Below are 10,913 nucleotides of genomic sequence, written 5' to 3' on the forward strand. Positions count from 1 at the left end.
GGCTTCCGCGACGGGAAGGCCGCCTGGGAACGTGACGCTCGCGCCGCCGCCGGCGACCGCAAACGCGGAGGCAGCGACGACGGAGATGGCCGCCACTCCGGCGCTCGCGTCCCCGCGGCCCCTACCCTCGCTTGCCGAAGCTCCGCAGGCGGGGACCGTTTCCGTCACTCCGGCGACGGCACTGGGCTCGCCAAGGCCTGCGCCGAACCTGGCCACATCTCCAGAGAGGTTGGCGAGCGTTGACGCCGGGTTCGGCCTGGGCGTCGCCGCGCTCGCCGTCGTCGTCGCCGCAGGCCGACGCAAGTCGAGGCGGAAGGCCATCACGGGATCGGCCTTGACTGGAGCCTCGTCGCGAAACCAGCCGGAAGGCCAGCCGTCCTCGAACGCCGTCGACCCGCCCGCGCCCGTCGCCAAGGCCGGAGCCGGAGCCGGAGCCTGTTTAAGCCTCGAAGCGACGACTACTTTCGAGACGGAATTCGACGTTCCGGACGTCCAGCCGGATCAGGTGCAGGCGGACGTGAGCGAACCTCCTCCGATCGCAGGTGATGATCGCGAGGCGCCGACGACCGTGTCTTCCGTCGCCGCTCCCGTCGGCGCGTCGACGGTCCTTCCGATCTCGGACCAGCCCATGGCGGCGGGAGGCATGCCGGACGCGATCGCATGGATGCCGATCGAGGAAGACGATCTCGGACCAACCGCGCCAGCGATGGCGACACGCGTGTCAGAAGCCGCGACGTCCCCGCAGGTTTCCGAGCGCCCGTCACCGGTGACGGGTTCGTCCGCCGGAGATCGAGGCGTGATCCCGCTCTCCGACGGACGCCCCGCGGAGACGAACCGGCCGGGCGCCTGGATCGGTCCAGGAAGCGCGGTCGTCGTCGCCGGAACGACGATCAACGGCGGCATGGTCTACGTCGGACGGCACCTCGCTGCCCAGAACTCACCCTCTCAGCCCGACAACTGCCTCGTCGATCCCACCCTCGCCGTAGCGCGCGCGACGATGGCGCGAACGCCGCTGCCCTACTGGCCGTCCTACGCGAGACTCGATCCGTCGCAACGCAGGGCCTTCCTCGACTTCCTGGCGGGACCTCGCGACGATCCCAGGACGGAGATCGGGATCGTCTTCCTGTACCTCTACGGCCTCGAACGCCGGCTCATCGTCGACGGCGATGTGGCTGACGGGCCGGCGATCGTGGGCGAGGTGCAACGACTGGTCGCCACGTACGCCAACCATTCGTTTCGGACGTACGCCAGGGCGCTCCTGGACGCCCATCGGTTCAAGCAGCCCGGATCCGACCTGCCGCCTGCGCACGAGCTGGACTTCGAGCCCTCGGCGGAGGTCCCTTGGTCGACGCGCCTCGCCCTCGGCCGCTTGGCGGTGAGTGGCACGGCCGTCCCGCCGGACCTCCTCCTCTCCTTCGTCATGGCGCACCCCGAGACCCGCGTCCGCACGCCGGCGACGCGGTGCTTCCCGCTGCTGCGGGAGATCTTCGCCGCGGAAGTCGTGGCATCGCATCCTACGGGGTTGAGGATTCCCCGGGGTAAGGCCAAGCGGGGCCTCTCGCTTCATTACCGGGCGGCGTCGGGCACGTTTCAGGTTGACGTCACACCTGCGGATGGCCCCCTGCCCGACGTCCTCACGCGCTCCGAGCCACTCGCGACCGGAAGGCGCCTGCTAGAGGCCTGCACGATCCAACTCGACGCCTACAGTCGCGAGTTGGGCCGGCTGGGCGTCGCCGCCCCGACGCTCGCGACCATCGCCCGGCTCCCTCAGACGGTTCGCATGAAGGTCGCCGCGGACGCGCGTCCGTCGGAACTCGCCGCACTTCGCGACGCGGCGGCGTCCGTCGGCTTGGTGAGCCTCTCGGACGTTCAGCGGTCGATCGGCCCGTCGACATCGAAGGTCGGCAGGGCGGCCCTCGCGGAGACCGCACTGGTCGTTGGCCGCCTGGGCCTCGGCCTCGTGCCCGATCCAGCCTTCACGATCCGTTCGTCGCGCACTGGAGACGGGTGCCTCCTCTTCCGTCTGGGCTCGAGCGTCGATGCCCCTGCGGCGGCGACGGAGGCGTACCGGTCCGCGCACGTCTCGCTCGCGCTCGGCATGATGGTCGCGACCGCCGACGGGCATGTCGACGATTCCGAAAGGGAGGCCTTGGACCTCATCGCGTCTCGGGTCGAGGGCCTGGGTCCCGACGAGCCGTCCCGACTGCATGCGGACCGTGCCTGGTTCGAGACGAACCCGTCGGCCCTCGCCGATCTCCGGTCGCTCATCGGCGCGGCGGACGCGTCCGTACGGCTACGGCTGCTCCGCGACGCGGCAACCGTGGCGGCGGTCGACGGCGTCGTGTCCGCGCGGGAGGTCGCCGTGATCGAGCGCATCGCGAAGCTTCTGGGCCTCGAACCGTCGGACGCCTACAGCCTGCTCCATGGCGGAGCACCCGCGGGCTCCTCCACGCAAAGGGCCACGGGCTCTCCCGGCCTAGACCTCACGCGACTCGCTGCGATACGGGCCGAGACGCTCGGCACCTCGTCGATCTTGGCGGACGTGTTCGAGGACGAAGTCGAACCAGCGGCGCCCTCCGCTCCGCCCAAGCAGGACGCACCCTCCGCTGTCACGTCGGACGGCATGGACGCCCGCCACGTGGCGCTCATTGCGCTCCTCTCCGAGCGTTCCTCATGGTCACGCGCCGAGTTTGACGGGCTGGCCCGCGGCAACGGGCTCATGCCGGGCGCGGCGATGCAGTTCCTGAACGACTGGGCGATCGAAGCGCACGACGAACTCCTGATCGAAGGCGAGGAGGAGCTCGAAATCAACGTGGCCCTCCTGCCCGATCATGTCCGCGAGACCCAGGTGGCGAGCCGATGAACACGAAGCCGACCATGAAGGCTCGCGAACGTGACGCGATCGTGGCCGCCCTGCGCGCGGGTGTCGTTCCGAGGCTCGGCCTGCAGCACATCCAGGTCGGGAGGCAGCGCGAGGTGGCCTCCCTGATCTCCGACATCGACAGGATCGCGGGCGGCGGCAGCACCTGCCGCTTCGTCATCGGCGAGTTCGGGGCGGGGAAGACGTTCTTTCTGTTCCTCGTCCGTCAGATCGCACTCCAGCGAAAGCTGGTCGTCATGCAGGCGGATCTGGGCCCCGACCGCCGCATTCACGCGACCGGCGGGCAGGCCCGGGGCCTCTTCGCGGAACTGACCCGCGGTGCCGCGACCCGGACGATGCCCGAAGGGAACGCGCTGAGGAGCATCGTCGAGACGTTCATTCAGCAGACCGAGGAGGCCGCGTCGGGGCGCCCCATCGAGGAGGCGATCAAGGCCCGGCTGGCCGACGTCCGGGAGATGGTCGGCGGCTACGACTTCGCCAACGTCGTGGCGGCCTACGCGAGGGGGTACGAGGCGGGCGACGCCGGCCTGCAGGATGCGGCCCTACGCTGGTTGCGGGGGGAGTACGCCACGCGCACCGACGCGCGCGCGGAGCTCGGCGTCCGCGCCATCATCGACGACGCGACCTTCTACGACGGTCTTCGGCTGCACGCGCGACTGGCGCGCCTCGCCGGGTTCGGCGGATTGCTCGTGTGCCTCGACGAACTGGTCAACCTCTACAAACTGCAGTCCGTCCAGGCGAGGAAGCAGAACTACGAGCAGATCCTTCGGATCCTGAACGACTCGCTTCAGGGGACGACGGAGGGCATCGGATTCGTTCTCGGCGGCACCCCGGAGTTCCTCCTCGACACCCGACGCGGGCTCTACTCCTACGAGGCTCTCCAGTCGCGTCTCGCCGCCAACAGTTTCGCGACGGGCGGCCTGGTCGACCTCTCCGGACCGGTCATCCGACTCCAGAACCTCAGCCCCGAGGAGCTCTACCATCTCCTCGAACGGGTCCGGAGCGTGTTCGCCGGCGGGGACTCCGACAGGCACCTCGTTCCCGACGAGGCGCTGCAGGCTTTCATGGAACATTGCCGCTCCAAGATCGGGGACGCGTACTTCCGCACGCCGAGGAGCAGCGTGCGGGCCTTCGCGGACCTGCTGGCGGTGATCGAGCAGAACCCCGGAACGGCGGACTGGCGCGAACTCCTCGGATCGGTCGACGTCTCCGCGGAGACCGCAATCGATTCCGACGGAACTTCCATGGCGGATGCCGGAGACTCCGACGGAGCCGATGACGAACTCGCCACGTTCCGTCTCTGATCGCACATCCTCCGTCGGAGCCTTCGGCCTGCTGTCGGAACCGGCGCGCCGCTGGGTGGAGCGTCAAGGCTGGACGTCGCTCCGCGACGTCCAGGAACGGGCCATCCCGGCCATACTCGCCGGCGGGGACGTAGTGGTGTCGGCGCGGACGGCCGCCGGAAAGACCGAAGCCGCCTTCCTGCCCCTCCTGACGAAGGTGGAAGGGGACGCGGCCGGGTTCCGCATCGTCTGCGTCAGCCCGTTGAAGGCCCTGATCAACGATCAGGCCAACCGACTGGAAGGTCTCGCTGAGGCGTGCGGACATCCGCTGCACCGATGGCACGGCGACGTTTCCGCGTCCGCGAAGCGGCGCGCGAGGGAGAACCCGTCCGGCGTCGTCCTGATCACGCCGGAGTCCTTGGAAGCCATCCTCCTCAGGCAGGGCGTGCACGCCCGCCCGCTGTTCGCCGGCCTGCAGGCCGTGGTCGTCGACGAACTCCACGCCTTCATCGGCACGGAACGGGGCATCCACCTGCAATCCCTCCTCACCAGGGTCGAGGCCATCGCCGGAAGGGACCGGATCGATCGCATCGGACTGTCAGCGACCCTCGGCGACATGGCCCTCGCCGCGGATTGCCTGCGACCTGGTGACGGACCTTCGGTGCGCCTGGTCGAGGGTCGCGACGCCGGGAACGTCGTGAAGGTCCAGATCCGCGGCTACGTCAGACCAACGCGAGTGCCGGAGGACGCGATCGCAAGCTCACGTCATGCCCCTGGCGCCTCTCCGCGGGAGGATGGATCCGATCCAGCCTTCGAGGCCGTGGTGAGCGACCTCGGCCGCATCCTCCGCGGCCGCACCAACCTGCTCTTCGCGGGATCCCGGCGGAACGTCGAAGCCTATGCGGACGCCCTGACGACCGCGTGCGGTTCCGCGGGCGTGCCGAACGAGTTCTTCGCACATCACGGCAACCTGTCCCGCGCGCATCGCGAGGAGGTCGAGACGAGGCTCCGCGACGACCCGCGTCCCTCGACCGCGGTCGCGACGACCACGCTGGAGCTTGGGATCGACATCGGGGACGTCGCCGCGGTGGCGCAGATCGGTCCGGGTTCCTCGGTGTCGTCGCTCCGCCAGCGGCTCGGCCGTTCCGGCCGCCGGCCCGGCACGTCCGCGGAGCTACGCATCTTCGTCATCGAGGACGAGGACGGACCGGCCGCGCACCCGATCGATCGCCTGAAGCTCGGCTTGATCCAGTCGATGGCGACCGTCGACTGTATGTTGGGGGGATGGTGCGAACCGCCGCCCGCGGCTGGGCTGCACCTCTCGACCCTCGTCCATCAGACGCTCGCGCTCATCGTCCAGACCGGTGGGATCAGCGCGAAGGCCGCCTGGGCGATCTTGTGCGGGCGCGGCCCGTTCCGGTCGGTCGATCGCGTGCGGTACGCCGCGCTGCTCCGCTGCATGCACGAGGCGCGAAGCCCATTAGTCGAACAGGCTCCCGGAGGGCAGCTCATGCTGGGGCCGGGCGGGGAGCGGCTCGCATCCGGTCACGACTTCTACGCGGTGTTCGTCACGCCGGAGGAGTACAGGGTGGTGCACGGTGGGCAGACGCTTGGGACGCTGCCGCTCGACCGCATCACGCTTCCGGGTCAGACCATGATCTTCGTCGGACGCCGCTGGCGCGTGCTCGAGGTCGACGCCGACGCGCGGGTGATCCTCGTCGAACCCACGAGCGCGGCGATGCCTCCCCGTTTCGATGGCAGCGCCGGCCCGCTTCATGATCACGTCGTCGCTGAGATGCGTCGCATCCTGTCGGGTGGAGACGTCCCGACGTATCTGGACCAGACTGCGAGAAGCATGCTCGAGGGCGCGCGGCACGCGTACCGGGAGCTCGGGCTCGAGGCGGCGTCCGTGGTCGAGGTCGGGACGGGGGTCGTCCTCGTCCCTTGGGTCGGCACGCGGAAGTTGGACACGCTGGCCGCCGCACTCGTCGCCATGCAGCACAAGCCCGCCGCGCGGAGACACTTCGTTGAAGTCGACGGCTGCGACACTGTCCGCATCCGTCGGACCTTGGCCAGAATCGCGGGCGGAGACCATCCGTCGGACGCCGCTCTCGCTTCCGCAGTGCCGTCGCCAGCCATCGCCAAGTACGACGGCTGGCTGTCGCCCGATCTGATGCGGGCGGTCGTCATCTCCGAACGACTCGAAACGGCATCCCTGCGTGAGACCGCGAGCCGTGTCCTCGCGTCCGGGACGGATCACGAACCAGGTGATACTCCCCACAGGGCGGGAACCGAGACGTAGTCGCATGCAGCCTCGTTCGCCCGGACGATCGCTCACGTGGCGGGTCCAAGACCATCGAACGGCAGTGAACGTTCAGTCACAGGGTACGGAAGGTCGAGTGCATGGGCCTCGGCGCGGGACCAACGCGAGCTGCGCGCTGGGTGGCTCGGCGAGACAGCGTCGGGTGCCGTCGCGGAGTTGGTTGGAATTGAAGGTGGCGCAGTCTCCGGGGTGCTGAAAGGCGACGCCCATTCGGACCGAGCGACATCGACGGAGGCGGTCCCTTCAGAGCCGGATCACGATCTTCCCGAAGTGGGTCGCTCCCTCAAGATAGTGCCACGCTTCCTGAGCCTGCTCGAAGGGGAACACGCGGTCGATGATCGGGCGCATCCCGTGCATCGCGATGGCGCGGTTCATGGATTCGAACATCTCCCGCGATCCCACCGAGATCCCTTGCAGGCCGACGCGGCGGCGCAGGATGACCGTAGGGTCGATCTCCGCGCGCCCCGTCAGGACGCCGATGACGCCGATCGTACCGCCCATGCGCACCGCCTGGAGGGAGCGTGCGATGGTGCCCGCGCCCCCGACCTCGACCACGTGATCGACGCCGAGGCCGCCCGTCGACGACAGGACCGCCTCCTGCCAGTCCGGCGTGTTCCGGTAGTTGATGGCTTCATCCAGACCGAGTTCCCGCGCGCGCCGGAGCTTTTCGTCGGAGGAAGAGGTGCCGATCACCCGCGCCCCGAGCAGCTTGGCGAACTGCAAGGCGAAGATCGAAACGCCTCCCGTTCCCTGCGTGAGGATCGAGTCTCCAGCCTTGACGCGGCCGTAGTCGACCATGGAGTGCCACGCCGTTACGGCCGCGCAGGGCAGCGTGGCCGCCTCCTCGAACGAGAGGTGATCGGGCATGTGCACCAGCGCACCCTCGGGCACGACGACGTATTCGGACAGAACCCCGTCGATCGCGCCGCCCAGCGCCCGTTCGACCAGGCCTTCTCGGACGGCGCCGCCGAGCCAGTCCGGGCTGAAGATCGCGCAGACCCTGTCGCCTGGCTTGACGCGGGACGTATCGGGGCCGACGGCCTCGACCTCACCGGCGCCATCGGACAACGGCACCAACCCTGCGCGGGTCTGGCCCCCATAGATCCCCGTGACCATCATGAGGTCGCGGTAGTTCAACGATGTCGCCCTGATCCGGATCAAGGCTTGCCCGGGTCCCGGACCTGGTTTCGGGACCTCGATGAGCGTGAGTCCCTCGATGGAGCCGGGGCGAACGAGCTGATACTGCTTCAAGGGTAAGTCCTTTGGTCTGCTTCGCACTTAACGCGATGGCGGGGTCGTTGGGCCGCCAAGTCCGGTAGCTCGCTGAAAGCCCGGTTATCTTTCGGCCTCTCGACATGGGCCGCGATCCCCCGGTAGCTCCAACGCGCCTGTCAGCACGGCGGCCGCGAGCTTGCATCTCTCCGCATACCGGCCGGGTTACGCCGAGCGAGCGCCGGTCCGCGGAGCCCGTCGAGAAGATCGGCGGCGGCAAGAGGCGGGAAGCGGACCTGTCCGTCGATCAACGATGGACCGTCCAGGCCCTAAGCCGACGCCGTATGGCTCATCGCGTGGTCACGTTGAGCTTGACGTCGATGTTCCCTTTCACCGCATTGGAATAGGGGCAGACGGCGTGCGCCGCCTTGACGATTTCCTCGGCTTTGGCTTGGTCCAGACCGGTGATGACCACATCGAGGGTGACCGCGAGATTGAACCCGCCTACGCCATTCGACAGCAGGCCGACCTCGCCCACGACCTCGATGTCGTTGTCACGCACCTTGTCGGTCTGCGAGCGCGTGACATGGATGACGGCATTCTCGAAACATGCCGCGTACCCTGCGGCGAAAAGCTGCTCGGGATTGGTGGCACCGCCCTTGCCGCCCAGTACCTTCGGCATCGCCAGCGACAAGTCGAGGATGCCGTCGTCACTGCGCACGGTGCCGCTTCGGCCACCGACCGCGGTGACCTTGGTGGTGTAGAGATGGCTCATGACTTCCCCTGTAAGAAATTTGCGGGGTCATGCACAACCACGACCCTCTCGCAGAGACCAGCAACGCTGCTTCAGTTTCCCTGACAGGTTGCGTAGGCGTCGAATTGCGTCAGGTCGGTATCCTCATGGCACCGCTGCCGGTTCCATGAGGATCAATGTCGGATCTATCAGGCCGCTTCGCGGAGCGAGGCGATGTCGATGACGAAGCGGTATCGCACGTCGTTCTTGAGCATGCGCTCGTAGGCGGCGTTGATGTCCTGGATGCGGATCATCTCCACGTCCGACACGATGTCCTTCTCGGCGCAGAAATCAATCATCTCCTGTGTCTCGGCCATGCCGCCGATCGCCGAACCGGCGACGCTCTTGCGCCCACCGATCAGGTTGAAGCCGGCGATCGGATCGAGCGGCGTCAAGGCCCCGACCAGCACCATGGACCCGTCGAGCTTGAGGAGTTGCAGGTAGGGATTGGTGTCGTGTCCCACCGGCACGGTATCGAGCAGGAAGTGGAAGGCCCCCCTGGCGCGGGCCATGGCCTCCGGATCGGTCGACACCAGGACCTCGTCCGCGCCCAATCGGAGCGCGTCTTTCCCCTTCTCGGGCGACGTGGTGATCATGGTGACGTGAGCGCCCATCGCGTGAGCGAATTTCACGCCCATGTGCCCGAGGCCGCCGAGCCCGATGATGCCGACCTTCTGGCCAGGTCCGACCTTCCAGTGTTTCAGCGGCGAGTAGGTGGTGATGCCGGCGCAGAGCAGCGGCGCCACGGCCTTGAGATCCATCGTGGCAGGTACCTTCACGACGAACCGCTGTTCCACGACCACCTGCTCGGAGTAACCGCCGAAGGTGAGCTGCTCAGACCCGCGTTCCCTGCCGTTGTAGGTGAGCGTGCAACCTTCCGCGCAATACTGTTCAAGGTCGGCTTCGCATGGCTCGCAGCGGCGACAAGAGTCCACCATGCAGCCGACGCCGGCATAGTCGCCGATCTTCAGCTTGGTGACATGCTCCCCGACCTTGACCACGCGCCCGACGATTTCGTGTCCGGGGACCATCGGATAGAGCGAACCGCCCCAGTCGTTCCGGGCCTGATGCAGGTCGGAATGGCAGACGCCGGCGTAAAGGATCTCGATCTGCACGTCGTGCGGACCGGGATCGCGCCGCTCGAAGCTGAAGGGGGTGATGGAGGAGCTGGCGGACTGCGCCGCGTATCCTTTGACGGTGAACATGTGAACTCCTCCAGTGCTGGATCCACCGGAACGTATCGCAGAGAACAGCCCATCAAAAAACTCTTGTAATCTTGATGGGCTGTTAAGTAGATTTAACAGAATGAGGGGACGTGAATACAGCGAGCTTCGGGTGTTCGTCGAGGTGACGGAGGCCGCCAGTTTCGCGCGCGCGGCCGAACGGCTGGACGTGACGGCGTCGGCGCTCAGCCAGAGCATCCGCAACCTGGAGCAGCGGCTTGGTGCGCGGCTCCTCAACCGGACGACACGCAGCGTCGGACTTACGGATGCCGGCGCTCAGCTTCTCGAGCAGATCCGGCCGGCCTTCGCGACCCTCGAGGCCGCGGTGGCGGCGGCCAGGACGCAGGGGGGCCGCCCCTCCGGCCCCCTGCGCATCAATTCCAGCCGGATAGCGGCAGTCCACTACCTTGCGCCGCTCATCGGCCCCTTTCTTGACGCCCACACCGAGATCAAGCTTGATCTGGTGCTCGACGACGCACTGGTGGACATCGTGGGCGGCGGCTTCGATGCCGGCGTGCGAATCGGCGAGCGCCTGGAGCGGGACATGCTAGCCATCCGTCTCAGCGGCGATGTCGAGATGCAGGTCGTCGCCTCGCCCGACTACATCGGTCGCCACGGCCGTCCGGTCACGCCTCGCGAACTGGACCGACACCGCTGCATCAATTTCCGAATGTCGAACGGCGCGCCATACCGATGGGAGTTCGAGCGCGGCGGCGAGAAGCTCGACGTCACGGTGGACGGTCCGTTGTTGGTCAACGATTTCCATGTGGCGATCCGGGCGGCTCGCGACGGCGTCGGCCTCATCTACCTTTTCGAAGACATGGTCCGCGACGATCTTGCGACGGGCGCCCTCGTCCAGGTGTTGGCCGATTGGACTCCCCCGTTCCCCGGCTTCTACCTGTACCATTCCAGCGGCCGTCAGGTCGTTCCCGCCTTGCGGGCGTTCCTGGATTTCATGGCGCGTCCAGGGGAGCGGCCACGATGAGCCGCCAATGGACTTCTTGCGCTCTCCCGGAAGCGAATTTTCCGCGGGCGTCGACGGCATCGCGCGGGACGGCCCGATATAATCGGCCGAAGAACGCCGAACAGGGACAATGAGCGCGGCCCGAGGCTCTCATCGCCCGAACTCCGCGCCCGGTTAGACGCGACGAGGTCACGGCCGACTACCGGGACATGATCTACGCCGAGACCGCGACCG

7 protein-coding genes are annotated in these 10,913 nt (G+C 67.7%); 4 read left to right on the top strand and 3 right to left on the bottom strand.

Annotation, left to right across the window (positions count from 1 at the left end):
* The first annotated feature begins 229 nt into the window (after window positions 1–229).
* From P7D22_RS09925 to P7D22_RS09935, 3 genes are read left to right on the top strand one after another with little or no spacing between them, the layout of a single operon-like run.
* Entirely contained in the window at window positions 230–2,863 is a 2,634-nt protein-coding gene (locus P7D22_RS09925; protein ID WP_319934066.1) for a TerB N-terminal domain-containing protein, read from the top strand.
* Window positions 2,860–4,185 (top strand): ATP-binding protein, encoded by a 1,326-nt coding sequence (locus tag P7D22_RS09930; protein WP_319934067.1) that lies wholly within the window; start codon window positions 2,860–2,862, stop codon window positions 4,183–4,185. Before P7D22_RS09925 ends, P7D22_RS09930 begins: the two co-directional genes overlap by 4 nt.
* Window positions 4,157–6,466: a DEAD/DEAH box helicase gene (locus P7D22_RS09935; RefSeq protein WP_319934068.1), complete on the top strand. Its 2,310-nt coding sequence runs from the start codon at window positions 4,157–4,159 to the stop codon at window positions 6,464–6,466. Before P7D22_RS09930 ends, P7D22_RS09935 begins: the two co-directional genes overlap by 29 nt.
* 264 nt (window positions 6,467–6,730) lie before the next feature.
* On the opposite strand, the gene P7D22_RS09940 is transcribed toward P7D22_RS09935, so the two are convergent.
* The 3 genes from P7D22_RS09940 to P7D22_RS09950 form a co-directional block, all read right to left on the bottom strand.
* The gene (locus tag P7D22_RS09940) at window positions 6,731–7,738 is read right to left on the bottom strand and encodes a zinc-dependent alcohol dehydrogenase family protein (protein ID WP_319934069.1); all 1,008 of its coding nucleotides are present in this window, start codon (window positions 7,736–7,738) and stop codon (window positions 6,731–6,733) included.
* 310 nt (window positions 7,739–8,048) lie between these two features.
* A complete protein-coding gene (locus tag P7D22_RS09945; protein ID WP_319934070.1) occupies window positions 8,049–8,474 on the bottom strand; it encodes an organic hydroperoxide resistance protein in 426 nt (141 codons plus the stop codon).
* Window positions 8,475–8,641: 167 nt separating this feature from the next.
* Complete coding sequence (locus P7D22_RS09950; RefSeq protein WP_319934071.1) at window positions 8,642–9,697, bottom strand: NAD(P)-dependent alcohol dehydrogenase; 1,056 nt, start codon at window positions 9,695–9,697, stop codon at window positions 8,642–8,644.
* 13 nt (window positions 9,698–9,710) lie between these two features.
* On the opposite strand from P7D22_RS09950, the gene P7D22_RS09955 reads away from it, so the two are divergent.
* The gene (locus tag P7D22_RS09955) at window positions 9,711–10,700 is read left to right on the top strand and encodes a LysR family transcriptional regulator (RefSeq protein ID WP_319934072.1); all 990 of its coding nucleotides are present in this window, start codon (window positions 9,711–9,713) and stop codon (window positions 10,698–10,700) included.
* The last annotated feature ends 213 nt before the right edge of the window (window positions 10,701–10,913 follow it).

The organism is Lichenihabitans sp. Uapishka_5 (assembly GCF_033947565.1).
In the GTDB taxonomy this organism is placed as follows: Bacteria; Pseudomonadota; Alphaproteobacteria; order Rhizobiales; family Beijerinckiaceae; genus Lichenihabitans.